This window comes from Enterobacter sp. SENG-6, assembly GCF_001605945.1.
Classification (GTDB): Bacteria; Pseudomonadota; Gammaproteobacteria; order Enterobacterales; family Enterobacteriaceae; genus Enterobacter; species Enterobacter cloacae.
In genome coordinates this window covers 103,038-129,810 of sequence record NZ_LOMM01000076.1, presented here as the reverse complement: position 1 = coordinate 129,810, position 26,773 = coordinate 103,038, and the positions used below count along the sequence as shown (strand labels likewise).

25 protein-coding genes and 2 tRNA genes are annotated in these 26,773 nt (G+C 54.5%); 6 read left to right on the top strand and 21 right to left on the bottom strand.

Annotated elements, in window-relative coordinates:
- Window positions 1–2: 2 nt before the first annotated feature.
- Entirely contained in the window at window positions 3–647 is a 645-nt protein-coding gene (locus AX755_RS22250) for an NAD(P)H-binding protein (protein ID WP_013098901.1), read from the bottom strand.
- Window positions 648–775: 128 nt separating this feature from the next.
- On the opposite strand from AX755_RS22250, the gene AX755_RS22245 reads away from it, so the two are divergent.
- Window positions 776–1,294, top strand: a complete 519-nt coding sequence (locus tag AX755_RS22245) for a type 1 glutamine amidotransferase domain-containing protein (RefSeq protein WP_013098902.1) — start codon at window positions 776–778, stop codon at window positions 1,292–1,294.
- On the opposite strand, the gene AX755_RS22240 is transcribed toward AX755_RS22245, so the two are convergent.
- Window positions 1,274–1,708: a YhbP family protein gene (locus tag AX755_RS22240; RefSeq protein ID WP_013098903.1), complete on the bottom strand. Its 435-nt coding sequence runs from the start codon at window positions 1,706–1,708 to the stop codon at window positions 1,274–1,276. The genes AX755_RS22245 and AX755_RS22240 overlap by 21 nt on opposite strands.
- Before the next feature lie 14 nt (window positions 1,709–1,722).
- Between AX755_RS22240 and AX755_RS22235 the strand changes: the two genes are divergently transcribed.
- On the top strand, window positions 1,723–2,052 hold the full coding sequence (locus AX755_RS22235; RefSeq protein ID WP_020687335.1) for a GIY-YIG nuclease family protein: 330 nt from the start codon (window positions 1,723–1,725) through the stop codon (window positions 2,050–2,052).
- On the opposite strand, the gene AX755_RS22230 is transcribed toward AX755_RS22235, so the two are convergent.
- Together AX755_RS22230 and ubiT are read right to left on the bottom strand one after the other, a co-directional pair.
- On the bottom strand, window positions 2,039–2,542 hold the full coding sequence (locus AX755_RS22230) for a GNAT family N-acetyltransferase (RefSeq protein ID WP_020687336.1): 504 nt from the start codon (window positions 2,540–2,542) through the stop codon (window positions 2,039–2,041). The two genes, AX755_RS22235 and AX755_RS22230, sit on opposite strands and share 14 nt — an antisense overlap.
- The gene (gene ubiT, locus AX755_RS22225; protein ID WP_038420959.1) at window positions 2,536–3,060 is read right to left on the bottom strand and encodes a ubiquinone anaerobic biosynthesis accessory factor UbiT; all 525 of its coding nucleotides are present in this window, start codon (window positions 3,058–3,060) and stop codon (window positions 2,536–2,538) included. The genes AX755_RS22230 and ubiT overlap by 7 nt, the downstream gene beginning before the upstream one ends.
- 211 nt (window positions 3,061–3,271) lie before the next feature.
- Between ubiT and ubiU the strand changes: the two genes are divergently transcribed.
- The 3 genes from ubiU to AX755_RS22210 all read left to right on the top strand — a co-directional run bounded on the left by ubiU (window position 3,272) and on the right by AX755_RS22210 (window position 6,239).
- A complete protein-coding gene (ubiU, locus tag AX755_RS22220) occupies window positions 3,272–4,267 on the top strand; it encodes a ubiquinone anaerobic biosynthesis protein UbiU (RefSeq protein WP_062857462.1) in 996 nt (331 codons plus the stop codon).
- 7 nt (window positions 4,268–4,274) lie between these two features.
- Entirely contained in the window at window positions 4,275–5,153 is an 879-nt protein-coding gene (locus AX755_RS22215; RefSeq protein ID WP_062857461.1) for a U32 family peptidase, read from the top strand.
- A 78-nt stretch (window positions 5,154–5,231) separates the two neighbouring features.
- A complete protein-coding gene (locus tag AX755_RS22210; protein ID WP_062857460.1) occupies window positions 5,232–6,239 on the top strand; it encodes a luciferase-like monooxygenase in 1,008 nt (335 codons plus the stop codon).
- Between the two features lie 85 nt (window positions 6,240–6,324).
- Here the strand turns inward: AX755_RS22210 and mtr are convergent, their stop codons facing one another.
- From mtr to AX755_RS22155, 12 genes are all read right to left on the bottom strand, one after another.
- Window positions 6,325–7,569, bottom strand: coding sequence for a tryptophan permease (gene mtr, locus AX755_RS22205; RefSeq protein ID WP_038420695.1), 1,245 nt, complete (start codon window positions 7,567–7,569; stop codon window positions 6,325–6,327).
- A 141-nt stretch (window positions 7,570–7,710) separates the two neighbouring features.
- Window positions 7,711–9,606 carry a DEAD/DEAH family ATP-dependent RNA helicase gene (locus AX755_RS22200; protein ID WP_062857459.1) on the bottom strand — a complete coding sequence of 632 codons (1,896 nt, stop codon included), beginning with the start codon at window positions 9,604–9,606 and terminating at the stop codon, window positions 7,711–7,713.
- Complete coding sequence (yrbN, locus tag AX755_RS25500; protein ID WP_097533792.1) at window positions 9,599–9,679, bottom strand: protein YrbN; 81 nt, start codon at window positions 9,677–9,679, stop codon at window positions 9,599–9,601. Before yrbN ends, AX755_RS22200 begins: the two co-directional genes overlap by 8 nt.
- Before the next feature lie 108 nt (window positions 9,680–9,787).
- Window positions 9,788–10,672, bottom strand: coding sequence for a lipoprotein NlpI (gene nlpI / locus AX755_RS22195; RefSeq protein ID WP_013098912.1), 885 nt, complete (start codon window positions 10,670–10,672; stop codon window positions 9,788–9,790).
- Window positions 10,673–10,780: 108 nt separating this feature from the next.
- Window positions 10,781–12,919, bottom strand: coding sequence for a polyribonucleotide nucleotidyltransferase (pnp, locus tag AX755_RS22190; protein ID WP_013098913.1), 2,139 nt, complete (start codon window positions 12,917–12,919; stop codon window positions 10,781–10,783).
- Between the two features lie 242 nt (window positions 12,920–13,161).
- The gene (gene rpsO / locus AX755_RS22185; protein ID WP_013098914.1) at window positions 13,162–13,431 is read right to left on the bottom strand and encodes a 30S ribosomal protein S15; all 270 of its coding nucleotides are present in this window, start codon (window positions 13,429–13,431) and stop codon (window positions 13,162–13,164) included.
- A gap of 156 nt (window positions 13,432–13,587) precedes the next feature.
- The gene (gene truB, locus AX755_RS22180; RefSeq protein ID WP_045902611.1) at window positions 13,588–14,538 is read right to left on the bottom strand and encodes a tRNA pseudouridine(55) synthase TruB; all 951 of its coding nucleotides are present in this window, start codon (window positions 14,536–14,538) and stop codon (window positions 13,588–13,590) included.
- Window positions 14,538–14,942 (bottom strand): 30S ribosome-binding factor RbfA, encoded by a 405-nt coding sequence (rbfA, locus tag AX755_RS22175; protein ID WP_003024988.1) that lies wholly within the window; start codon window positions 14,940–14,942, stop codon window positions 14,538–14,540. The genes truB and rbfA overlap by 1 nt, the downstream gene beginning before the upstream one ends.
- Window positions 14,943–15,044: 102 nt before the next feature.
- Window positions 15,045–17,735 (bottom strand): translation initiation factor IF-2, encoded by a 2,691-nt coding sequence (gene infB / locus AX755_RS22170; protein ID WP_013098916.1) that lies wholly within the window; start codon window positions 17,733–17,735, stop codon window positions 15,045–15,047.
- A 24-nt stretch (window positions 17,736–17,759) separates the two neighbouring features.
- A complete protein-coding gene (gene nusA, locus AX755_RS22165; protein WP_013098917.1) occupies window positions 17,760–19,262 on the bottom strand; it encodes a transcription termination factor NusA in 1,503 nt (500 codons plus the stop codon).
- Between the two features lie 28 nt (window positions 19,263–19,290).
- Window positions 19,291–19,743, bottom strand: a complete 453-nt coding sequence (rimP, locus tag AX755_RS22160) for a ribosome maturation factor RimP (protein WP_014833432.1) — start codon at window positions 19,741–19,743, stop codon at window positions 19,291–19,293.
- A 207-nt stretch (window positions 19,744–19,950) separates the two neighbouring features.
- Window positions 19,951–20,027: transfer RNA gene (locus tag AX755_RS22155), tRNA-Met, on the bottom strand.
- Between the two features lie 286 nt (window positions 20,028–20,313).
- Here AX755_RS22155 and argG point away from each other — a divergent pair.
- Window positions 20,314–21,660 (top strand): argininosuccinate synthase, encoded by a 1,347-nt coding sequence (gene argG, locus AX755_RS22150; protein ID WP_029883387.1) that lies wholly within the window; start codon window positions 20,314–20,316, stop codon window positions 21,658–21,660.
- 182 nt (window positions 21,661–21,842) lie between these two features.
- On the opposite strand, the gene AX755_RS22145 is transcribed toward argG, so the two are convergent.
- The 5 genes from AX755_RS22145 to ftsH all read right to left on the bottom strand — a co-directional run bounded on the left by AX755_RS22145 (window position 21,843) and on the right by ftsH (window position 26,706).
- A tRNA-Leu gene (locus AX755_RS22145) sits at window positions 21,843–21,929 on the bottom strand.
- A 9-nt stretch (window positions 21,930–21,938) separates the two neighbouring features.
- A complete protein-coding gene (gene secG / locus AX755_RS22140; RefSeq protein WP_003861803.1) occupies window positions 21,939–22,271 on the bottom strand; it encodes a preprotein translocase subunit SecG in 333 nt (110 codons plus the stop codon).
- 223 nt (window positions 22,272–22,494) lie between these two features.
- On the bottom strand, window positions 22,495–23,832 hold the full coding sequence (gene glmM, locus AX755_RS22135; protein ID WP_013098919.1) for a phosphoglucosamine mutase: 1,338 nt from the start codon (window positions 23,830–23,832) through the stop codon (window positions 22,495–22,497).
- A complete protein-coding gene (gene folP / locus AX755_RS22130) occupies window positions 23,825–24,673 on the bottom strand; it encodes a dihydropteroate synthase (RefSeq protein ID WP_020687345.1) in 849 nt (282 codons plus the stop codon). Before folP ends, glmM begins: the two co-directional genes overlap by 8 nt.
- Window positions 24,674–24,771: 98 nt before the next feature.
- Window positions 24,772–26,706 (bottom strand): ATP-dependent zinc metalloprotease FtsH, encoded by a 1,935-nt coding sequence (gene ftsH, locus AX755_RS22125; protein ID WP_013098921.1) that lies wholly within the window; start codon window positions 26,704–26,706, stop codon window positions 24,772–24,774.
- Window positions 26,707–26,773 lie beyond the last annotated feature (67 nt).

Here is a 26,773-nt window from a genome sequence, read left to right as displayed (position 1 = left end):
GTTTACGCCTCGCCCTGCGCGATTTCACGCAGTTTCGCCGAAGGGATGATATTCACTCCCTCCTGCGATGGTGACAGCCCCTCTTTTAACATCGCACGCGCCACATCGCGCGCCTCGATGGATTTCCAGTTACCGGGGAGAATGCGGAACAACGGGGCAAACATCGACTCGTTAAAACGACGCTCGTCGCGATGCCCCAGCAGCATGGAGGGACGGACTATTGTCAACCGCTCCCACTTCTGGGCAATCAGGGCCTCTTCCATCTCGCCCTTCACCTTGCTGTAAAAGAACGGCGAACGGGCGCTGGCGCCCAGCGAGCTGACCACCACAAAATGGGTGGCACCCAGCTTTTTCGCCGTTAGCGCCGTATCGACCACCAGCGTATAGTCAGCATGAACAAACGCCTCTTTACTGCCCGCCTCACGCCGCGTTGTCCCGAGGCAGCAAAAGGCGATATCGATGGGATCCTGCACCTGCGCCAGTGCGTCGGTCAGCTGTGGATCGTGAGGATTAAAAACGCCAGAAATGTCCGCCAGCGGTCGACGTGTCGGGGCCGCAATGTAGTTCACCCTGCGATCCTGGATCAGCAGCCGCAGCAGATGATCGCCCACCAGCCCGGTTGCCCCCGTAATCAGTACCTGACTCATTTCATCCCCTTTACAGAATAGTCCGTTTGCGAACTCAGCATGGTCAACCACACTTAGAAGTCTGTTACCGGTAAGTATTTACCACAAACGGGAAAAAAACAGTCTGAAGCGAAAACAACGGAGGAAGCATGGGTAAAAAAATCGCAGTCCTGATTACCGACGAGTTTGAAGATTCAGAATTCACCTCACCTGCTGAGGCGTTCCGCAAGGCGGGACATGAGGTCATCACCATTGAGAAAGAGGCGGGAAAAACGGTGAAAGGCCATAAGGGCGAGGCCAGCGTGACCATCGATGAGACCATCGATAACGTCAGCCCGTCTGATTTTGATGCCCTGCTGTTACCCGGCGGTCATTCACCGGACTCCCTGCGCGGCGACGAGCGCTTCGTAACGTTCACCCGCGATTTTGTCTCCACCGGAAAACCGGTCTTTGCTATCTGCCACGGTCCGCAACTGCTTATCAGCGCGGATGTGGTGCGCGGGCGTAAACTCACTGCCGTGAAACCGATCGTTGTCGATCTGAAAAACGCGGGGGCCGAGTTTTACGATCAGGAGGTGGTCAACGACAAAGACCAGCTGATCACCAGCCGAACCCCGGACGATCTGCCGGCGTTCAACCGCGAAGCGCTACGCCTGCTCGGCGCGTAGCCAGTGCAGCTTTTTGCCAAAGCCCAGCGTGTTGTCGGTAAATTTCAGCTCATCAAGGCGGATTTCCCACACCGGGGCTTTTAAAGCGGCGGCTACCGGAAAGCGGCGCGTGTAGTGCTTACGGCGCGCGTCGCTCTCTTCACCGTCCAGACGACGGATCTCCCCTTTAAACTGTACCCCACGGATCAGTGCCACCGTTTTAGGCTGACCGTTAACTGTCCCTGCCACCTTCGCCTGCTGACCGGTCATCTGCGCGTGGCGCGTTTTATCTTCACTCATCACATAAAACGCAACGCGCTCAGGGTCATAATAGTAAAACGCATTCGCGCACCACATTTCACCGTCGTCATACACGCACCAGGTGACAACATGCTGTTTTGCCAGCCAGCGGTTAATGGCAGCCAGAGTTTCCATTTTCGTTCTCTCTCATGCTATGGTGCGTTCACCTTAACATACTGAATCTGTTTACCGTGTGCTGGTTTCTCTATCTTGTCCGTACCGCCGATAACGCTCTCTACACCGGGATCACGACCGATGTGGCGCGGCGTTTTCTTCAGCATCAAACGGGAAAAGGGGCAAAAGCACTGCGGGGGAAAGGAGAATTGACGCTCGCCTTTTCTGCCCCCGTGGGTGACAGATCGCTGGCGTTAAGAGTGGAATACCGCATTAAGCAGTTGACGAAGCGCCAGAAAGAGCGCCTCGTCACCGGAGACGGATCGTTTGAGGCGCTGTGTGAAAGCCTGATTAGAAGCGATTAAAATGGTCGTGATACTCCACGAGGCCATTTACGCCGTTGAGCGCGTCATCCGCCAGACGGTGCACCTGGAAGGCAGTTTCGGTGCCCGGCCAGCGACAGCGGAGATCGTACTGCGCCGCCGGCTCGAAGCCCAGGCGACCATAGAAAGCAGGATCGCCCAGCGTCACCACCGCGGCATAGCCAAACTCATTGAGCGAGTCCAGCCCTTCATACACCAGCTGACGTGCCAGCCCTTGTCCACGATAGTGTTCATCTACCGCCAGCGGCGCCATTCCTACCCACTGTAATTCTTCACCCTGAACGGTTACCGGGCTGAAGGCAACATAGCCCACCACCTGACCTTCGTCATCGGTGGCAACCAGCCCCAGCGTGATCAGGCCGTCTTCGCGGAGATCGTGGACCAGTTGGGCTTCTGCGTCGCTCGCAAAAGAGCGGCGTAACAACGCATCGATACCCGGTGCATCAATCCCAATTTCGACTCGAATCAGCATGGCTCACCTACTGAAGTGTGTTTACTGTCAGGCGGGGTTTTCAGCCCGGCCTCAACGAAATCTGCCATTTGCATTAACATCACGCGCAGCGCTTTTGGCATCTGCTCCAGCTCAATGGCATCCATTAAATTTTTGACGTACAGACCCAGTTCCGTATCGCCTTCAATGACCAGACGGCGCTGGAAAAAGAGGGTATCCGGATCCTGCTTACGCGCGGCGATCATCAGCAGATCGCAGGCGTCGGCGCTAAAGCTCACATCCGCGTCGGCGGACTGGCGCACAATCAGCTGATCATTCTCGACGGAGGTAAACCAGCGCAGACCGATATCACGCACTTCAATGCTTAACCAGCGGCCTTCCAGGAACGCCAGTTCGCCTTCCTGCAGCGCCTGGCGGAACTGCCAGCTCAGGAGCTGCTCCAGCACCTGACGTTTAAGCGCGAACGGCGCCAGTTTTACCGGCACGCTCAGCATTGATGGACCAAATTGTACGAGACGTGAACGCAGTTTATCCAGCACGAGCTTTACTCCCTGATAGCGATAGTCCGGGTATTTTGCCATATCCGGAGGAGAACATAGCGGCGTAAATCAACAAACCGTCGTCCGGTGTACCTCATTATTGGTGCCATCAATACGCCATTAGCTGCCTTAAATCAAAAATTGTCGCGTATGGGTTAATTAAAATCCCAGCTCGTTAACATTTTTGCTCTCGACGACATCAGGATAAATTATGGAGCTGCTCTGCCCTGCCGGAAACCTTCCGGCGCTTAAGGCGGCCATCGAAAATGGGGCCGATGCGGTCTATATCGGGCTGAAAGATGATACTAACGCCCGCCATTTTGCTGGCCTCAACTTTACGGAGAAAAAGCTTCAGGAAGCCGTTAACTTCGTACATCAGCACCGCCGCAAATTGCATATTGCCATCAATACCTTTGCCCATCCTGATGGCTATGCCCGCTGGCAGCGCGCGGTGGATATGGCAGCACAGCTGGGTGCCGATGCGCTGATTCTGGCCGACCTCGCCATGCTAGAGTATGCGGCAGAACGCTATCCTCATATTGAGCGCCATGTCTCTGTTCAGGCCTCTGCCACCAACGAAGAGGCGGTACGTTTTTATCATCAAAACTTTGACGTGGCCCGGGTGGTTTTACCGCGCGTGCTCTCTATTCATCAGGTTAAGCAACTCGCGCGCGTCACGCCAGTGCCGCTGGAAGTTTTTGCCTTTGGTAGCCTGTGCATCATGGCTGAAGGCCGCTGCTATCTCTCCTCGTATTTAACCGGTGAATCCCCTAATACCGTTGGTGCCTGCTCGCCTGCCCGCTTTGTTCGCTGGCAGCAAACGCCACAGGGGTTGGAATCTCGCCTGAATGAGGTACTGATTGACCGCTATCAGGACGGTGAAAACGCTGGCTACCCGACGCTGTGCAAAGGCCGCTATCTGGTTGACGGCGAGCGTTATCACGCGCTGGAAGAACCCACCAGCCTCAACACGCTGGAACTGCTGCCGGAACTGCTGGCCGCTAATATTGCCTCAGTGAAGATTGAAGGTCGCCAGCGCAGCCCGGCCTACGTCAGTCAGGTGGCGAAAGTCTGGCGTCAGGCCATTGACCGCTGCATGGCAGATCCGCAGAACTACGCCCCGCAATCGGCCTGGATGGAGACGCTCGGCGCAATGTCTGAAGGCACCCAAACCACGCTTGGCGCGTATCACCGTAAATGGCAGTGAGATAACCATGAAATATTCATTAGGACCGGTACTCTACTACTGGCCAAAAGAGACGCTGGAAGATTTTTATCAACAGGCCGCGACCAGCAGCGCCGATGTGATTTACCTTGGCGAAGCGGTATGCAGCAAGCGCCGTGCCACCAAAGTGGGCGACTGGCTGGAGATGGCGAAAAGCCTGGCCGGGAGCGGCAAACAGGTGGTGCTCTCTACGCTGGCGCTGGTACAGGCCTCATCTGAACTGGGTGAGCTGAAGCGCTACGTGGAGAACGGCGAGTTTCTGCTGGAGGCCAGCGATCTTGGCGTGGTGAATATGTGCGCCGAACGCAAGCTGCTGTTTGTCGCGGGCCATGCATTGAACTGCTATAACGCCGTGACCCTGCGCCTGCTGCTGAAACAGGGGATGACGCGCTGGTGCATGCCGGTAGAGCTGTCGCGTGACTGGCTGGTAAACCTCCTGAACCAGTGTGACGAGCTGGGTATTCGCAACCAGTTTGAAGTGGAAGTGTTGAGCTATGGCCATCTGCCGCTGGCGTACTCTGCCCGCTGCTTCACTGCCCGCTCTGAAGATCGCCCGAAAGACGAGTGCGAAACCTGTTGCATCAAGTACCCGAACGGACGCAGCATGCTGTCGCAGGAGAATCAGCAGGTGTTTGTCCTGAACGGCATTCAGACCATGAGTGGTTATGTGTATAACCTTGGTAACGAGCTGGCGTCGATGGACGGACTGGTGGACATGGTGCGTCTGTCCCCGCTAGACACCAGTGTGTTTGCCATGCTGGATGCTTTTCGCGCCAATGAAAACGGCGCATCGCCGCTGCCGCTGACGGCAAACAGTGACTGTAACGGCTACTGGAAGCGGCTGGCCGGACTGGAGCTGCAGGCCTGAAAAAGGCTCACTTTGTTAACAACGGTTATCATTATTTAATGCAGTATTAAAGATTGACCGTCGACAAAGTGAGCTGTTATGACTGACAAAACCCTTCCGTTTTCGGTGCTGGATCTGGCGCCGATCCCACAAGGCTCCTCGGCAAGAGAAGCCTTTTCGCACTCTCTCGATCTGGCTCAACTGGCCGAAAAGCGTGGCTATCACCGTTACTGGCTGGCGGAGCATCATAACATGGTCGGCATCGCCAGCGCTGCCACCTCGGTGCTGATTGGCTATCTGGCCGCGAACACCACCACTCTGCACCTGGGATCCGGTGGCGTGATGCTGCCAAACCATGCGCCGCTGGTGATCGCCGAGCAGTTTGGTACGCTGAATACCCTCTACCCGGGCCGTATTGATTTAGGCCTTGGCCGTGCGCCGGGCAGCGACCAGCCCACCATGCGCGCCCTGCGTCGCCATATGAGCGGTGACATCGACGATTTCCCGCGTGATGTGGCTGAACTGGTGGACTGGTTCGATGCGCGTGACCCGAACCCGCACGTGCGCCCGGTGCCGGGCTATGGCGAGAAGATCCCGGTATGGCTGTTAGGCTCAAGTCTTTATAGCGCGCAGCTTGCTGCACAGCTGGGGCTGCCCTTCGCGTTCGCCTCCCACTTCGCACCGGATATGCTGCATCAGGCGCTGCATCTCTACCGCACGAACTTCAAACCTTCTGAAAGGCTGGAGAAACCGTACGCGATGGTGTGTATCAACATCATTGCCGCCGACAGCAATCGCGATGCGGAATTCCTGTTTACCTCCATGCAGCAGGCGTTTGTGAAGCTGCGTCGCGGTGAGACCGGCCAGCTTCCACCGCCGGTGGAGAATATGCATCAGCTGTGGTCAGCTTCCGAGCAGTATGGTGTTCAACAGGCGCTGAGCATGTCGCTGGTGGGAGATAAAGCGAAGGTGCGTCACGGGCTTGAGGCGGTGCTGCGCGAAACGCAGGCTGATGAGATTATGGTTAACGGCCAGATTTTCGATCATCAGGCGCGTTTGCACTCGTTTGAGCTGGCGATGCAGGTGAAAGAGGAGTTGGTGGGGTAGTTTTTTTGCCCGGTGGCGCTTCGCTTACCGGGCCTACGGGATCGCGTAGGCCGGATAAGGCGTAGCCGCCATCCGGCACAAAAACTTACTGATATACCGGCAACAGATTAAAGCTCGACAGCACGTGGACCAGCGCGTTACCAACACCAAACACCAGAATCAGTGCAATCATCGGTTTACCGCCCCAGACGCGGAATTTCGGGCTACCGAAGCGCTGACGGGATTTACGCGCCAGCAGCGCCGGCACAATTGCCGCCCAGATGGTAGCCGCCAGACCGGCATAACCAATGGCGTACAGGAAGCCGTTCGGCCACAGCAGGCCGCCCACCATCGGTGGCAGGAAGGTCAGCAGTGCGGTTTTGAAGCGCCCCATCGCGGAGTCATCAAAGCCAAACAGGTCCGCCAGATAGTCAAACAGGCCGAGCGTCACGCCGAGGAAAGAGCTCGCAACCGCAAAGTTGGAGAATACCACCAGCAGCAGATCCAGACTGCGGCTGTTCAGCACGCCGCTCAGCGCCTGCACCAGCACATCAATATTCCCGCCCTTCTGCGCAATACCGATAAACTCAGGACGCGGGATGTTGCCCATCGTCCCCAGCAGCCAAATCACATACAGCCCCAGCGCCAGCAGCGTACCGTAGACCAGACACTTGACGATTGTCCGCGGGTCTTTGCCGTAGTATTTCATCAGGCTCGGTACGTTGCCGTGGTAGCCAAACGACGCAAGACAGAACGGCAGGGTCATCAGCAGATACGGCGTATACGACGTATTGGTTTCAGCCACGTTAAACAGTGTTGACGGGGTAACGTGCCCCAGCAGGCTACCGAAGGTCAGGAAGAAAGTGATGACCTTTGCGCCCAGTACGATGGCCGTCATCCGGCTCACCGCTTTGGTACTCATCCAGACGATAAACGCGACACCCAGCGCAAAGCACAACCCGGCCAGACGCGCCGGAACGTTCAACGACATCTCCGAAAAGGTGTGATGCAGAATCGAGCCGCTTGCTGAGATGTACGCGTAGGTCAGGATGTAGAGCACAAACGCGATGGAAAGGCCGTTCACCAGGTTCCAGCCTTTACCCAGCAGATCTTTCGTGATGGTGTCGAAGCTGGAGCCAATGCGGTAGTTCAGGTTGGCTTCAAGGATCATCAGCCCTGAATGGAGCATACAGAACCAGGTGAAGACCAGCGCAGCCAGCGACCAGAAGAACCACGCACCGGACATGACCACTGGCAGGGAGAACATCCCGGCACCAATAATGGTTCCGCCGATGATCACCACGCCGCCAAGCAGCGAAGGTGACGTTTGGGTGGTGGTTAGTGTCGCCATACAGCCATATCTCCAGTCAAAAATGTGGTTTGCATTTTAATGCGCTGCACTGTACCAGTACAAGAGTACAAAGGGAATAAAAAAAGCCCCGATAGTCTTTATCGGGGCTGTATATATTACTTTACGTCAGAAACGAAAGGCTTACGCGTCACCAAAACGACGACGGCTGGTGCCTTCTTCACGACGTGGGCCACGGCTATCACGGCGTTCACCGGAGAAACGACGACCTTCACCACCGCGACCTTCGCTACGACCGCCTTCACGACGCTCGCCACCGAAACCGCGACCACCGCCACGACGTTCGCCGCCACGGTCAGGACGTGGCTGTGCATCGCCCAGCAGCTGCATGTTCATCGGCTTGTTCAGGATGCGGGTGCGAGTAAAGTGCTGCAGTACTTCGCCCGGCATGCCTTTTGGCAGCTCGATGGTGGAGTGAGATGCGAACAGCTTGATGTTACCGATGTAACGGCTGCTGATGTCGCCTTCGTTCGCGATCGCGCCAACGATATGACGAACTTCAACACCATCATCACGGCCCACTTCAATGCGGTACAGTTCCATTTCGCCAGCGTCACGACGCTCACGACGTGGACGGTCTTCGCCACCACGCTCTGAACGGTCACCACGTGTGCCACGATCGTTACGGTCACCACGGCGTTCGAAGCGATCGTCACGATCGCGGAACTCACGACGAGGACGCATCGGTGCATCTGGTGGCACGATCAGGGTACGTTCGCCCTGTGCCATCTTCAGCAGTGCTGCAGCCAGCGTTTCGATATCCAGCTCTTCGCCTTCAGCGGTTGGCTGAATCTGCGCCAGCAGCGCACGGTACTGATCCAGGTCGCTGCTTTCCAGCTGCTGCTGGACTTTCGCGGCGAATTTTTCCAGACGGCGTTTGCCCAGCAGTTCTGCGTTTGGCAGCTCCGCTTCCGGAATGGTCAGCTTCATGGTGCGTTCAATGTTACGCAGCAGACGACGCTCGCGGTTCTCAACGAACAGCAGGGCGCGACCCGCACGACCTGCACGACCGGTACGGCCGATACGGTGAACGTAAGACTCGGAGTCCATTGGGATGTCGTAGTTTACAACCAGGCTGATACGCTCAACGTCCAGACCACGTGCTGCCACGTCGGTTGCAATCAGGATATCCAGACGACCGTCTTTCAGACGCTCCAGCGTCTGCTCACGCAGAGCCTGGTTCATGTCGCCATTCAGCGCTGCGCTGTTGTAGCCGTTACGCTCCAGGGCTTCAGCCACTTCCAGGGTCGCGTTTTTGGTACGAACGAAGATAATCGCCGCATCAAAATCTTCCGCTTCCAGGAAACGCACCAGCGCTTCGTTTTTGCGCATGCCGTACACAGACCAGTAGCTCTGGCTGATGTCCGGGCGAGTGGTAACGCTGGACTGAATGCGCACTTCCTGCGGCTCTTTCATGAAGCGGCGGGTAATGCGACGGATTGCTTCTGGCATGGTGGCAGAGAACAGAGCGGTCTGGTGACCTTCCGGGATCTGCGCCATGATGGTTTCTACGTCTTCGATGAAGCCCATACGCAGCATTTCGTCGGCTTCATCCAGTACCAGACCGCTCAGTTTAGAGAGATCCAGTGTACCGCGCTTCAGGTGATCCAGCAGACGGCCCGGCGTACCGACAACAATCTGTGGGCCCTGGCGCAGGGCGCGTAACTGCACGTCATAACGCTGGCCGCCGTACAGGGCTACCACGTTTACACCGCGCATGTGTTTAGAGAATTCCGTCATCGCTTCCGCAACCTGAACCGCCAGTTCACGGGTTGGAGCCAGGACGAGGATCTGCGGTGCACGCAGGTCCGGATCAATGTTGTTCAGCAGCGGCAGCGAGAATGCTGCGGTTTTGCCGCTACCAGTCTGGGCCATGCCCAGCACGTCACGACCAGAGAGCAGATGTGGGATACATTCTGCCTGGATCGGAGATGGTTTTTCGTAACCGAGATCGTTAAGAGCTTCAAGGATAGGAGCCTTCAGGCCCAGATCTGCAAAAGTGGTTTCGAATTCAGCCATGTAGTACGAGTGCCTCAATGTCAATGGCGGCCAGTCTACTTAGCTCATCGTGAAAATGATCTGCAATTTTCATTGAAAAGTGTGAACCGGCTCAAATTAGGTGTATTGACGAACAACAACGCCCTCACCAGTGAAGGTGATGGCAATCAAAAAGATTACGGGCTGATGTTTATGTCGTCAGCTATTGCTGGTCCGATTCTGCCAGGTCATCTTGCTCCTGGCCCAAGAGCGATAATTCCAACAATGCATAACGGTGCTCAACGAAGTTGTGTACGTTGTTAGCAACCGCTAATTTGAACAGTGCCGTAGCGCTGTCCTTATCCCCCAGACTTAGGTAGTACTTACCTAAATAGAAGTTGGTTTCACTGAGATGCTCAGCGAGCGAGGTGTTATCCGTTGCGTCCGCCTTGAGGCGTTCCATCAGCGTTGCTTCGCTAATGTTGCCCAGGTAGAACTCGACAATGTTCCATCCCCACTGTTCCTTGTCCGATTTGTCGAAGCGCTGTTTCAGTGCCTCTTTTGCCTGCTTCTCATCGAGCTTCTGCTCAACGATGTAAAGCCACAGGCTACGGAAAGGATCATTAGGATCGTCTTGATAAAACGCCAGCAGATCATCTTGCGCTAACTTATCACGACCGCCGTAATACAATGCGATGCCGCGATTCAAGTGCGCGTAGTTGTAAGTTGGATCAAGCTCAAGTACAGAATCAAACGCTTCATAGGCAGCATCAAAATTGCCTGCCTGCGTTAAATAAATGCCTAAGTAATTGAATACTTCAGGCATATCAGGTCGGATAGCCAGCGCTTGTGAGAAATCATTTCGCGCTAATGCCCTCAGACCGAGACTATCATACAACACTCCGCGCTCATATAAAAGCTGTGCGCGTTCGTCATCGGTTAAAGCCCGACTGGCAAGAATTTGTTCCATGCGTGCCAGAATCACTTCCTGCTGCAAAGTCGGTTGCAATGGCACTGCGAGGACTTCGCTCTTACGCCAGGCAGAGTTGCTGCATCCTGCCAGCGTTAAAGCTGTCGCAACGAAACACCAGCGCAAAAAAGGCTTCATTTCCCACTCCCGAAGACAACTATTGGATGAACGTCCTGTCCCCCGGCGGCTTAACAAGGCGTCCTGCCTGATAATGGCCCTCCGCGATGCGGAGGGCAAATGGCAACCTTACTCGCCTTGCTGTTCTGCTGCCGGTGCTTCTGGCGCAGCAGCTGGCTGAGACTGCTCGGTTGCTTCTTTAATGCTCAGACGGATACGGCCCTGGCGGTCAACTTCCAGAACTTTAACCGGTACTTCCTGACCCATCTGCAGGTAATCGGTCACTTTCTCAACGCGCTTGTCAGCGATTTGAGAGATGTGTACCAGACCTTCTTTACCGCCACCGATGGCAACGAACGCGCCAAAGTCAACGATACGGGTCACTTTACCATTGTAGATACGGCCCACTTCGATTTCTGCAGTGATTTCTTCGATGCGACGAATCGCGAATTTCGCTTTTTCGCCGTCGGTCGCTGCGATCTTCACCGTACCGTCATCTTCGATTTCAATGGTGGTGCCGGTCTCTTCGGTCAGCGCACGGATCACGGAACCGCCCTTACCGATAACATCTTTGATCTTGTCTGGATTGATCTTGATGGTGTGAATACGCGGAGCGAACTCGGAGATATCACCGCGTGGCGCGTTGATAGCCTGTTCCATCACGCCCAGGATGTGCAGACGCGCACCTTTTGCCTGGTTCAGAGCAACCTGCATGATCTCTTTGGTGATGCCTTCAATTTTGATATCCATCTGCAGTGCAGAGATACCATCGCGGGAACCCGCCACTTTGAAGTCCATATCGCCCAGGTGGTCTTCGTCGCCCAGAATGTCAGACAGAACAACAAAGTTGTCGCCCTCTTTCACCAGACCCATTGCGATACCCGCAACGGCGGCTTTGATTGGCACGCCTGCATCCATCAGCGCCAGAGAGGCACCACACACGGAAGCCATGGAAGAAGAACCGTTGGATTCGGTGATTTCAGAAACCACACGAACGGTGTACGGGAATTTGTCTGCGTCTGGCATCACTGCCAGCACGCCGCGCTTCGCCAGACGACCGTGACCAATTTCACGACGCTTAGGCGAACCCACCATACCGGTTTCCCCTACGGAGTACGGAGGGAAGTTATAGTGGAACAGGAAGCTGTCAGTGCGCTCGCCCATCAGCTCGTCGATGATCTGTGCGTCACGTGCAGTACCCAGGGTCGCGGTAACCAGCGCCTGCGTTTCACCACGGGTGAACAGCGCAGAACCGTGAGTACGTGGCAGTACGCCAGTACGCACGTCCAGACCACGGATCATGTCTTTTTCACGGCCATCGATACGCGGCTCGCCAGCCAGTACGCGGCTACGAACAACGTTTTTCTCGATTGCGTGCAGAATTTCGCTCAGCTCGTTAGCGTCCAGCGTTTCGTCTTCAGCAACCAGCGTGGCGATGGTTTCGTCTTTGATCACGTCAACCTGAGCATAACGCTCCTGCTTGTCGGTGATACGGTATGCATCGCTCAGACGCGCTTCAGCCAGTGCAGCAACGCGTGCGTTCAGCGCGTCGTTAGCGGCTTCAGGCTGCCAGTCCCAACGTGGTTTACCGGCTTCTTTCACCAGCTCGTTGATGTTCTGGATAACAACCTGCTGTTGGTCGTGGCCGAAGACCACAGCGCCCAGCATCTGGTCTTCGCTCAGCAGCTCTGCTTCAGACTCAACCATCAGAACGGCGGCTTCCGTACCGGCAACAACCAGGTCCAGCTTACTTTCTTTCAGCTCTTCCTGAGTCGGGTTCAGCACGTACTGGTCGTTGATGTAACCAACGCGCGCGGCACCGATAGGACCATTGAATGGAATACCGGACAGAGACAGCGCAGCGGAAGCACCGATCATCGCAACGATATCCGGGTTAACCTGTGGGTTAACGGAAACCACGGTCGCGATAACCTGCACTTCGTTTACGAAGCCTTCCGGGAACAGCGGACGAACCGGGCGGTCAATCAGACGCGCGATCAGGGTTTCGCCTTCGCTTGGACGGCCTTCACGACGGAAGAAGCCACCCGGGATTTTACCGGCAGCGTAAGTACGCTCCTGGTAGTTAACGGTCAGTGGGAAGAAGTCCTGACCTGGTTTAGCTTTTTTCTGGCCAACAACGGTCACGAATACCGCGGTGTCATCCATGCTTACCATAACGGCAGCAGTAGCCTGACGTGCCATCATGCCGGTTTCCAGCGTGACGGTATGCTGACCATACTGGAATTTACGAACGATCGGATTCAGCAAAATTCTGTCCTTTCTTAAATGTTTGACAGCACACCACCGGTGTGCTGACGATTTAACCCGACCTTCTTCGCATCCTCGCGACTAATGACAACCAACACCCCCATGGGTGAAGCCTCTCATTAGCCGCGCGAACCTCTGCAAGGAAGATCATTTATAGCAACAATACAATAGTTTCCAGTGAATTGCTGCGGTCCGGTTGAAAAAAGGGGCCATCAGGCCCCCTTTTCTGAAACTCGCAAGACTTAGCGACGCAGACCCAGACGCTCGATCAGCGCGGAGTAACGTGCAACATCTTTACGTTTCAGGTAGTCGAGCAGTTTACGACGCTGAGAAACCATACGCAGCAGACCACGACGGCTGTGGTGATCTTTTTTGTGCTCTGCAAAGTGACCCTGCAGGTGGTTAATCTGTGCAGTCAGCAGTGCAACCTGAACTTCGGTAGAACCGCTGTCGTTAGTACCACGACCAAACTCAGAAACGATTTTAGCTTTAGCTTCAACGCTTAGAGACATTTTCAAACTCCAAAGTATAAAGAATGTAAGGATGCCGATCTCTAATTCAGCGATCCCCGTATACGCCCCGCAAAATTGTTAAACAATTTGCCGGACGTTAAGCCGCGATATTCTACTCGCCTCACCGGTTTACCGCAAGGTGAGCTGATATCGCCGTCAGCCTTCGACCGGGTATTCCACCACCAGACGGCGGGGCGCAACGCGTCCTTCACCGTCCATTTCACCCATGCCGATAAACTTACCTTCATCCCCTTCGGTCACGCGTACCAGGCCTTCCAGCGGTGCATTCGTGGTCCGAACCGGGTTTCCGTTCTTAAAGTAAACGGACGATGTTAAAGGAAGATTAACAACCGGGAAGTCGGCCGCCGGGCTATCCATCGGCATCAGCAGCGGGTCAAGCAAATCTGCCGCGGCAACACCCTGCGCTTGCGCCTGTTCAACCAGCGCGTGCAGATGCTCAAGGGTCACCATCCGCTCAACCGGATATTTACTGACGGCCAGGCGACGCAGGTAGATAACATGCGCACCGCAGCCCAGCTTCTCGCCCAGGTCGTCGATAATGGTGCGAATATAGGTGCCTTTCGAACAGTGCACTTCCAGCTCCAGTTCGTCACCCTCGTGGCGAATAAAGAGCAGTTCATACACGGTAATCGGGCGGGCTTCACGCGGCACTTCAATACCCTGGCGCGCATATTCGTAGAGCTTTTTACCCTGATATTTCAGTGCCGAATACATCGACGGCACCTGCAGCGTATCGCCACGGAAGCTCTCCAGCGCCGCATCCAGTTGCTCTGCGCTAAACGTCACAGGACGCTCTTCCACCACCTGACCATCGGCATCGGAGGTGTCCGTGCGCTGGCCCAGCCTGGCGATAACGCGATAACGCTTATCGGAATCCAGCAGGTACTGAGAAAACTTTGTTGCCTCCCCCAGGCAGATGGGCAGCATGCCCGTCGCCAGGGGGTCCAGCGCGCCTGTATGGCCCGCACGGTTGGCATTATAAATACGCTTCACTTTTTGCAGCACGTCGTTGCTGGATGCGCCCTGGGGTTTATCCAGCAGCAGCACACCATGCACGTCGCGGCCACGACGACGAGGACGACTCATCAGTCCTCCTTGCTGTCGTCCGCCGGGTTAACACGACGTTCGTCGTCATGTTTCACCACGCTGGTCACCAGGTTGGACATACGCATACCTTCGACCAGGGAGTTGTCGTAGAAGAAGGTCAGCTCAGGCACGATACGCAGACGCATCGCTTTGCCGAGCAGAGAGCGGATGAAACCAGAGGCTTCCTGCAACGCTTTAATACCATTTTTCACTGCTGCTTCGTCCTGATCGTTCAGGAACGTGACGAACACTTTGGCATACGCGAGGTCACGGGACATCTCCACGCCGGACACGGTGGTCATCATGCCCACACGCGGATCTTTAATTTCGCGTTGCAGAATGAGCGCGATCTCTTTCTGCATTTCCTGCGCTACGCGCTGCGGGCGACCAAATTCTTTCGCCATAATAAATTCTCCAGACAAAAAAGGGGCTAAAGCCCCTTTTTAAAATTATTGCCGGGTGGCACGAGGCGATCCCGGCCGACATATGGACCTATCCCAACAGGATTAGTCGATGCTGCGTTGGATCTCGATGATTTCGAACACTTCGATCATATCGCCAACGCGAACGTCGTTGTAGTTCTTCACGCCGATACCACATTCCATGCCGTTACGGACTTCGTTAACATCATCTTTGAAGCGGCGCAGAGATTCCAGCTCGCCTTCGTAGATAACCACGTTGTCACGCAGTACGCGGATTGGGTTGTGACGCTTGATGGTACCTTCGGTAACCATACAGCCCGCGATCGCACCGAATTTCGGCGATTTGAACACATCGCGCACTTCGGCCAAACCGATGATCTGCTGTTTCAGCTCTGGAGACAGCATACCGCTCATCGCTGCTTTCACTTCGTCGATCAGGTTATAGATGACGGAGTAGTAACGCAGATCCAGGCTTTCTGCTTCGATCACGCGGCGAGCAGACGCATCAGCACGCACGTTGAAGCCAACCAGAATGGCGTTAGAGGCAGCCGCCAGGGTTGCGTCGGTTTCGGTGATACCACCTACGCCAGAACCGATGATCTTCACTTTAACTTCGTCAGTAGACAGTTTCAGCAAGGAGTCGGAAATCGCTTCCACAGAACCCTGAACGTCAGCTTTCAGTACGACGTTCACTTCGTGAACTTCGCCTTCAGCCATGTTCGCGAACATGTTCTCGAGTTTAGATTTCTGCTGACGAGCCAGTTTAACTTCACGGAATTTGCCCTGACGGTACAGTGCAACTTCACGCGCTTTCTTCTCGTCACGCACAACGGTCACTTCGTCACCGGCAGCCGGCACACCGGACAGACCGAGGATTTCCACTGGAATGGACGGACCTGCTTCCAGCACTTCCTGACCCAGTTCGTTACGCATCGCACGAACACGACCGTATTCGAAACCACACAGGACGATATCGCCTTTATGCAGTGTACCTTCGCGAACCAGAACGGTAGCCACCGGGCCACGGCCTTTATCCAGGAAGGATTCGATAACCGCGCCGCTCGCCATACCGTTACGGATCGCTTTCAGCTCCAGAACTTCAGCCTGCAGCAGGATCGCGTCCAGCAGCTCGTCGATACCAGTACCTGCTTTCGCAGACACGTGTACGAACTGGCTTTCACCGCCCCACTCTTCTGGCAGGATGCCGTACTGGGACAGTTCGTTTTTAACACGATCTGGATCCGCTTCTGGCTTATCGATCTTGTTCACTGCAACCACAACCGGCACACCCGCCGCTTTCGCGTGCTGGATAGCTTCGATGGTCTGTGGCATCACGCCATCGTCTGCAGCAACAACCAGAACAACGATATCTGTCGCCTGAGCACCACGAGCACGCATTGAGGTAAACGCGGCGTGGCCTGGGGTATCCAGGAAGGTGATCATACCGTTGTCGGTTTCTACGTGATATGCACCGATGTGCTGGGTAATACCACCCGCTTCACCGGAAGCCACTTTCGTAGAACGAATGTAGTCGAGCAGAGAGGTTTTACCGTGGTCAACGTGACCCATGATGGTCACAACTGGCGCACGCGGTTCTGCCGCAGCACCGGTATCACGGTCGCTCATTACTGCTTCTTCCAGCTCGTTTTCACGACGCAGGATAACTTTGTGGCCCATCTCTTCGGCAACCAGCTGTGCGGTTTCCTGGTCGATCACCTGGTTGATGGTCGCCATTGCGCCCAGTTTCATCATCGCTTTGATGACCTGAGAGCCTTTGACCGCCATTTTGTTCGCCAGATCGCCAACGGTGATGGTTTCGCCGATCACAACGTCACGGTTAACGGCCTGAGCTGGCTTCTGGAAGCCCTGCTGCAGGGAAGAACCTTTACGCTGTTTGCCGCCTTTACCGCCACGCACGGCTGCCCGCGCTTCTTCACGGTCAGCTTTAGACTCGGCGTGTTTGTTGCCTTTTTTCGCCGGACGCGCTGCTTTCGCATTGCGACCACGGCCACGGCCGCCTTCTACTTCACGGTCGTTATCATCTTCAGCCTGACGCGCGTGCTGAGAAGTGGTCACGTGATAGTCGCTGGTATCTTCAGACTGCTCAGCGGTATCAATACCGTTCTTCTCGTTTTCTTCTGCCATACGGCGCGCTTCTTCAGCCACACGACGCGCTTCTTCTTCAAGCTTGCGGCGTGCTTCTTCTTCGGCTTTACGCTTCAGTTCGGCAGCTTCATTTTCACGACGGGCTTTTTCAGCCTGGGCGGTTTTGGTCATTTCGTCTGTCTGTTGATTGCTCACTTTGTCTTTTTCCGCAGCTTCACGCTTCACTTTTTCACTTGCGTCGCGTTTCGCTTTTTCTGCGGCCTCACGTTCAGCTTTTAATTCTGCCTCACGTTTGGCAGTTGCTTCTGCCTCACGCTGAGCTTGTTCTTCCGCTTCACGCTGTGCCTGCTCTTCCGCGGCAAGGCGCTCTGCCTCTTGCGGATCACGTTTTACAAAGGTGCGCGTCTTGCGGACTTCAATTTGTACCGATTTACTTTTGCCACCGGTACCTGGAATATTCAACGTGCTGCGCGTTTTGCGCTGCAGCGTCAGCTTGTCAGGCGCAGAGCCGTGTTCACGGTTGAGGTGCGCTAACAAGGTTTGTTTTTCGTTTGCCGTCACTGAGTCATCAGCGGTCTTCGGGATCCCTGCATCAGCAAATTGCTGTACCAGGCGGTCCACGGAGGTCTGAATCTCAGCAGCCAGCGATTTTACAGTTACATCAGTCATGCTGTTCCTTCCTGCTACAGTTTATTACGCTTCGTCGCCGAACCAGCAAATATTACGTGCGGCCATGATGAGTTCGCCGGCTTTCTCGTCGGTTAAACCTTCGATATCAGCCAGGTCATCAACGCCTTGCTCAGCGAGATCTTCCAGCGTACAAACACCACGGGCAGCCAGCTTGAACGCAATCGCACGATCAAGACCTTCCAGATTCAGCAGGTCATCAGCCGGCTTTTTATCGCCAAGGCTTTCTTCCTGAGCCAGTGCCAGGGTGGTCAGTGCGTTTTTAGCGCGTTCACGCAGGGCTTCAACGGTTGGTTCATCCAGACCGTCAATTTCCAGCAGCTCTTTCATTGGCACATAGGCCAGTTCTTCCAGCGTAGAGAAACCTTCTTCTACCAGAACCGTGGCGAACTCTTCGTCAATGTCCAGGTATTTCGTGAAGGTATCGATCGCCGCATGGGCTTCAGCCTGATGCTTGGCCTGCAGGTCATCAACGGTCATCACGTTGAGTTCCCAGCCGCTCAGCTGTGACGCCAGGCGTACGTTCTGACCGTTACGGCCGATTGCCTGCGCCAGGTTACCCGCTTCAACAGCGATATCCATGGTGTGTTTGTCTTCGTCAACAACGATAGACGCAACATCCGCCGGAGCCATTGCGTTGATCACGAACTGCGCCGGGTTGTCATCCCACAGAACGATATCGATACGTTCGCCGCCCAGCTCGGTAGAGACCGCCTGAACACGCGCACCACGCATACCGACGCAAGCACCGACCGGGTCGATACGCTTGTCGTTGGTTTTCACCGCAATTTTCGCACGGGAGCCCGGATCGCGAGCCGCCGCTTTAATTTCGATAACTTCTTCACCGATTTCCGGCACTTCGATACGGAACAGTTCAACCAGCATTTCTGGTTTAGAACGGGTCACGAACAGCTGTGCACCACGCGCTTCAGGGCGAACGGCATACAGCACACCACGGATACGGTCGCCAGGGCGGAAGTTTTCACGCGGCAGCATGTCTTCACGGAGAATCACAGCTTCAGCGTTGCCCGGCATCCCTTCGGATTTGATCTCCAGAGAGATGTTGTCGCGGTTCACTTTCTTCACCACGCCAGTGATGATTTCGCCTTCCTGATCGCGGAACTGATCGACAACCAGCGCACGCTCGGCTTCGCGAACTTTCTGCACGATAACCTGTTTTGCGGTCTGGGTGGTGATACGGTCGAAGGTCACAGATTCAATCTGATCTTCAACATAGTCACCAACGTTCAGGCTTTCGTCTTCAAAACGCGCCGCTTCCAGGGTGATCTCTTTAGTTGGCTGGGTCACTTCTTCAACGATTACCCAACGACGGAATGTATCGAAGTCACCGCTTTTACGATCGATTTCTACGCGAACATCGATCTCTTGTTCGTATTTTTTCTTGGTTGCTGTAGCCAGTGCACTTTCCAGCGCTTCGAAAATCTTTTCACGCGGCAGTGATTTCTCGTTGGAGACGGCTTCAACAACAGCCAAAATTTCTTTGTTCATCGCGGGCTTTTCACCTCAATCCAGACTGTTAAAAGTGGGGAACCAGGTTCGCCTTCTGGATATTACTCAGCGCGAACACTTCATCTTTGCCTTCGACTGTTACCGTGATCATTTCACCATCAACGGCTTTGATAATTCCCTGCCATTTACGGCGGTTCTGTACGGCCATACGCAGAACGAGAGCCACTTCTTCACCGGTAAAGCGCACATAGTGCTCGGCCGTGAACATCGGGCGATCGAGGCCAGGTGAGGAAACTTCCAGGTTGTACGCAACGGTAATTGGGTCTTCAACATCAAGAACCGCACTCACCTGGTGGCTAACATCAGCACAATCATCAACATTGATGCCATCTTCACTATCAATATAGATGCGCAGCGTCGATGTGCGGCCGCGAACGAATTCGATGCCGACCAGTTCGTAGCCCAGTGCTTCGACCGGTGCAGTAATCATCTCTGTTAATTTTTGCTCTAATGTGGACAAGCCCACCCCCAAGACATAAAAAAAGGGCGTAAAGCCCAGTTATTCTGTAGTCAGATAACAAAAAACCCCGATAAATCGGGGCTTTAGATAACTGAACCCTATAGCCACAACTGTGGCCTGGAGCACTCTCCGAAAGAATTTTTTCAAATCCAGCTACGAAGGCTCTAAGTCTTCACAGTATATTTGAAAAATGACTTTATGGGAAAGTGGTTGCGGGGGCCGGATTTGAACCGACGACCTTCGGGTTATGAGCCCGACGAGCTACCAGGCTGCTCCACCCCGCGCCTGAAACGTGGCAAATTCTACGCGTTTTGGACAGAATTTGCAAATAATGCTGGGATTTGGTACCGAAGACGGGACGTAAAACCGGCGTTTAGTATATTGATAGTGAGCCCCATCTGTCAACTCAGTTTCCGCCAGGGCATACGGAGGGAAATTTTTACAAAAAACGCACGAGTCTCTTCCGGTCATCGACAAAAGATGATTAAATGAATACTCACTTATTTTGCATAAACATGCATCGAGAGCGAAAGCGGTCTCTAATCAGTCAATCACGCAGGGTTTTATTTTATGACGACGATTCTCAAGCATCTTCCGGTAGGACAACGTATTGGCATCGCTTTTTCAGGCGGCCTGGATACCAGCGCTGCACTGCTGTGGATGCGCCAAAAGGGAGCGGTTCCGTATGCATATACTGCGAACCTGGGTCAGCCGGATGAGGACGACTATGATGCCATTCCTCGTCGTGCTAAAGAGTATGGCGCAGAGAACGCACGTCTGATTGATTGTCGTAAGCAGCTGGTCGCCGAAGGTATTGCCGCTATCCAGTGTGGCGCGTTCCATAATACCACTGGCGGTCTGACCTATTTCAACACCACCCCACTGGGCCGTGCCGTGACCGGTACCATGCTGGTTGCCGCCATGAAAGAAGATGGCGTGAACATCTGGGGTGACGGCAGTACCTATAAAGGCAACGACATTGAACGTTTCTATCGTTATGGCCTGCTGACCAACGCCGAGCTGCAGATTTACAAACCGTGGCTGGATACCGATTTTATCGATGAGCTGGGCGGCCGTCATGAAATGTCTGAATTTATGATCGCCTGCGGCTTCGACTATAAAATGTCCGTCGAAAAAGCCTACTCCACTGACTCCAACATGCTGGGCGCAACGCACGAAGCAAAAGATCTGGAGTTCCTGAACTCCAGCGTGAAAATCGTTAACCCAATCATGGGCGTGAAATTCTGGGATGAAAGCGTCAAAATCCCGGCAGAAGAAGTGACCGTGCGTTTCGAGCGTGGCCACCCGGTTGCCCTGAACGGCAAGACCTTCTCTGATGATGTGGAACTGATGCTGGAAGCGAACCGCATCGGCGGTCGTCATGGCCTGGGTATGAGCGATCAGATCGAAAACCGTATCATCGAAGCGAAAAGCCGTGGCATCTATGAAGCCCCGGGGATGGCGCTGCTGCACATTGCCTATGAGCGTCTGCTGACCGGCATTCACAACGAAGATACCATCGAGCAGTATCACTCCCATGGCCGTCAGTTGGGTAAACTGCTGTATCAGGGCCGCTGGTTCGATCCACAGGCACTGATGCTGCGTGATGCCCTGCAGCGTTGGGTGGCAAGCGCTATCACTGGCGAAGTCACTCTGGAACTGCGTCGCGGGAATGACTACTCCATCCTGAACACCGTGTCTGACAACCTGACCTACAAAGCAGAACGTCTGACTATGGAAAAAGGTGAATCCGTGTTCTCGCCTGATGATCGTATTGGTCAGCTGACCATGCGTAATCTGGATATCACCGATACCCGTGAGAAGCTGTTCAACTACGTTGAGAATGGCCTGCTGTCAGCCAGTTCCGGTAACGGCCTGCCGCAGGTTGAAAACCTGGAGCACAGCGATAAGAAGTAATCGAGAGAAGACATCCAAAAGGCGCCCAACAGGCGCCTTTTTTGTAGCCTTCGTAGGCCCGGTAAGCGCAGCGCCACCGGGCAATGGCGGGTGGCGCTGCGCTTACCCGCCCTACAAAAGATCAAATCCACAGACGACAGACGAAAAAAAAGACGTCTTTCGACGTCTTTTTTCTGGAATATTGGTACCGAGGATGGGACTCGAACCCACAAGCCCGTTAGGGCACTACCACCTCAAGGTAGCGTGTCTACCAATTCCACCACCTCGGTACGGAATACTTACTGCGGGATATCGCTGGTTGGCTTAGCCGGTGCAGCTGGCTGAGTCTGCTCAGTTTTCGCTGGCGCGCTCAGGTTTTCCCACTCGCTTCCTTTGCTGGTCTTGTTGCTGTTGATATTGCCAAGCACCAGGCTGATGATGAAGAACAGCGTAGCCAGAATCGCTGTGGTACGGGTCATGAAGTTCGCAGAACCACTTGAACCGAACAGCGTACCGGAAGCGCCTGCTCCGAAGGAGGCTCCCATATCAGCGCCTTTACCTTGCTGCAGCATAATCAGCGCTACGAGAGCGATGGCTACAATAAGGAAAATAACTAAAAGAGCTTCGTACATAATCAACCTGTTCCTTGCGGATTTGCCGCATACCAATGCTTCGACCAATTAGCAGGATTTTTGTTTCCCACTGAAGCGGGTGTGAATACTAACCAAAGCGAAAGACCTTCGCAAGGGCAATTTTGACGCATTGTATCAACTGCAGAAAAAAACAGCAAAAAGCCATTAAATGCTTAAAACTAAGGCGGCAAGCGCCGCCTTTTTAAACACTTACTGTGAAAAGTTATGCAGCTTTTACAGCATCTGCAATACGGTGCGCAAATTCAGTCACCTGCGCTTCGTCTTCGCCTTCCACCATCACGCGGATCAGCGGTTCAGTACCTGACTTACGCAGCAGAACACGCCCACGGTTGCCAAGCGCAGCTTCAACGTCTGCCATCACCGCTTTGACGTTATCATTTTCCAGCGGATCGCCTTTGCCTGCGGTGAAGCGCACGTTCACAAGGATCTGCGGGAACATTTTCATGCCGCTGCACAGATCGTGCAGGCTCATATGGTTACGTGCCATCGCGGCAACAACCTGAAGCGCTGCCACAATGCCGTCACCGGTGGTGGTTTTATCGAGCAGGATCACATGGCCGGAGTTTTCAGCGCCAATGCGCCAGCCTTTCTCCTGCAGTTTTTCCAGCACGTAGCGGTCACCCACCTTCGCGCGAACAAACGGGATCCCCAGCTGTTTCAATGCCAGCTCCAGACCCATGTTGCTCATCAGCGTGCCAACCGCACCGCCACGCAGCTGTCCCTGACGCAGACCTTCACGCGCAATAATGTAGAGGATCTGGTCGCCATCGACCTTGTTCCCTTCGTGGTCAACCATGATCACACGGTCGCCGTCGCCGTCCAGGGCAATACCCAGGTCCGCTTTTTCTGCCAGCACGCGTGCCTGCAGGGCACGAACATCCGTCGCACCAACCTGTTCGTTAATGTTCAGACCATCAGGCTCACAGCCAATGGTGATTACCTTCGCCCCCAGCTCGCGGAAAACATTCGGCGCAATGTGATACGTCGCGCCGTTTGCACAGTCCACCACAATTTTGAGGTGAGCCAGGCTTAGCTCGTTCGGGAAGGTCCCTTTGCAGAATTCAATGTAACGGCCAGCCGCATCGACAATACGGTTTGCTTTGCCCAGCTCAGCGGAATCAACACAGGTGATCTCTTTTTCCATTTCGGCTTCGATCGCCTCTTCCACATCATCCGGCAGCTTGGTGCCATCGATGGAGAAGAACTTGATACCGTTATCATAGAACGGGTTATGTGAGGCTGAAATCACGATGCCGGCTTCCGCGCGGAAGGTACGCGTCAGATAGGCGACAGCAGGTGTTGGCATTGGGCCAGTAAATGATGCTGAAAGCCCGGCAGCGGCGAGACCGGCTTCCAGTGCGGACTCCAGCATATAGCCGGAAATGCGGGTGTCTTTGCCAATGATGATCTTACGCGAGCCATGACGTGCCAGAACCTTGCCAGCAGCCCAGCCAAGCTTAAGCACAAAATCAGGGGTGATTGGAGCATCGCCTACGCGCCCACGGATACCATCGGTACCAAAATATTTACGATTACTCATAGCGTTTCTTTTCCTTCGCTGCCAGTGTGGCTTCCACCACACGCATGGCTTCTACTGTTTCTTTAACATCATGGACACGGATAATATGCGCGCCTTGCATTGCGGCTATCACCGCGCAGGCCAGACTGCCGCTCAGGCGTTCACTCGGCCCGACATTCAGCAACTGCCCAATCATCGACTTTCTCGACATGCCAACCAGCAACGGCAGGCCGAAATGATGAAACTCGGATAAACGCGCAAGCAACGCATAATTGTGGGAGAGATTTTTACCGAAACCGAACCCCGGGTCGAGCAGCAATTTCTCTTTTGCGATACCTGCACGCTCACAGCGTGCAATATGCTCAATAAAGAAGCGATTCACATCTGCAAAGACATCCTCATACTTAGGCGCATCCTGCATCGTTTTCGGTTTTCCCTGCATATGCATCAGACAAACCGGCAGCCCGGTTTCCGCAGCCGCTTCAATCGCCCCCGGCTCGGTCAGAGAGCGGATATCATTGATGATGTGAGCACCCACTCGCGCCACTTCACGAATCACCTCTGGCTTAGACGTGTCCACGGATATCCACACCTCAAAACGTTGTGCGATGGCTTCAACCACCGGCACCACGCGCGCCAGTTCTTCCTCCACTGAAACTTCTGCCGCCCCCGGACGCGTCGACTCACCGCCAACGTCAATGATGGTTGCCCCCGCGTTGATCATCAGATTGGCGTGCTTAACCGCCTCAATAAGCGTGTTATGCGTTCCGCCATCTGAGAAGGAGTCAGGGGTAACATTCAGGATACCCATCACATGCGGATGTGAGAGATCGAGATGCGAGTCCTGGGCGAAAAGTTTCATGGCTAAATCCCTGATATTAATGTGGTTAAACGGAAAAGAAAAACCCCGGAGCAAGCTCCAGGGTTTGAGGTACAGACACACTCGCCAACAGCAGTGACTTACTTGTCGCCCAACTGTTCTGACATGGTGTTACCCGGGTTCGGCGTACGCGGTTCATCAACCGGACGCGGCGCACGCGGGGTGCCATTGTTGTCAGAATTGTTGGAAGCGCCTGGGTCTTCCCAGCCTGCTGGCGGACGCACTTCGCGGCGAGCCATCAGGTCGTCAATCTGCGGAGCATCGATGGTCTCATATTTCATGAGCGCATCTTTCATCGAATGCAGGATGTCCATATTGTCGTTCAGGATCTGACGTGCGCGACCGTAGTTACGTTCAATCAGCGCTTTCACTTCCTGGTCGATGATACGAGCCGTTTCATCAGACATATGTTTCGCTTTCGCCACAGAACGGCCCAGGAATACTTCGCCCTCTTCCTCTGCATAGAGCAGTGGACCGAGTTTGTCGGAGAAGCCCCACTGAGTCACCATGTTACGCGCCAGGTTTGTCGCCACTTTAATATCGTTGGACGCACCGGTAGAAACATGTTCCGGACCGTAGATAATCTCTTCCGCCAGACGACCGCCGTACAGGGTTGAAATCTGGCTTTCCAGCTTCTGACGGCTGGCGCTGATCGCGTCGCCTTCAGGCAGGAAGAAGGTCACACCCAGCGCACGACCGCGCGGAATGATCGTCACTTTATGCACCGGATCGTGTTCCGGCACCAGGCGACCGATAATCGCGTGGCCCGCTTCGTGGTATGCTGTGGACTCTTTTTGCGCTTCCGTCATCACCATGGAGCGACGTTCTGCACCCATCATGATTTTGTCTTTCGCTTTTTCGAATTCCACCATCGACACTACACGTTTGTTACCGCGAGCGGCAAACAGTGCAGCTTCGTTGACCAGGTTAGCCAGGTCCGCACCGGAGAAGCCCGGAGTACCGCGCGCAATGATTGCCGCGTCGATATCTGGCGCCAGCGGTACGCGACGCATGTGCACTTTCAGAATCTGTTCACGACCACGAACATCCGGCAGACCGACCACAACCTGACGGTCGAAACGGCCTGGACGCAGCAGCGCAGGGTCAAGAACGTCCGGACGGTTAGTTGCCGCGATAACGATAATACCCTCGTTACCTTCGAAGCCGTCCATCTCAACCAGCATCTGGTTCAGGGTCTGCTCACGTTCATCGTGACCACCGCCCAGACCAGCGCCACGCTGACGGCCCACGGCGTCGATTTCATCGATGAAGATAATGCACGGTGCTGCCTTTTTAGCCTGCTCGAACATGTCACGCACACGAGATGCACCGACACCCACGAACATTTCTACGAAGTCAGAACCTGAAATAGTAAAGAACGGTACCTTCGCTTCACCCGCGATGGCTTTCGCCAGCAGGGTCTTACCGGTACCCGGAGGGCCGACCATCAGGACGCCTTTCGGGATCTTACCGCCCAGCTTCTGGAAACGGCTCGGCTCGCGCAGGTATTCAACCAGTTCACCCACCTCTTCTTTTGCTTCGTCACAACCGGCGACGTCTGCAAACGTGGTTTTGATCTGATCTTCCGTCAACATACGCGCCTTGCTCTTACCGAACGACATGGCACCTTTGCCACCGCCGCCCTGCATCTGGCGCATAAAGAAGATCCAGACGCCGATAAGAAGCAGCATCGGGAACCAGGAGATGAAGATAGAAGCCAGCAGGCTCGGTTCTTCTGGCGGCTCACCTACCACCTTGACGTTTTTAGTCAGAAGGTTATCAAGCAGCTTAGGATCGTTCACCGGGATGTAAGTCGTGTAACGGTTACTATCTTTCTTGGTAACGTTGATCTCACGTCCGTTGATACGCGCTTCGCGAACCTGGTCCTGATTGACCTCCTGCAGGAAGGTAGAATAATCCACCTTGCGGCCATTCGACTCGCTGGGCCCAAAGCTCTGGAATACTGACATCAGCACAACGGCAATGACCAGCCAGAGTATTAGGTTTTTCGCCATGTCACTCAAGGGATTAACCTCATATTACAACTGTGTTAAAAACAGCGTCAGGATACTCTATATCCAG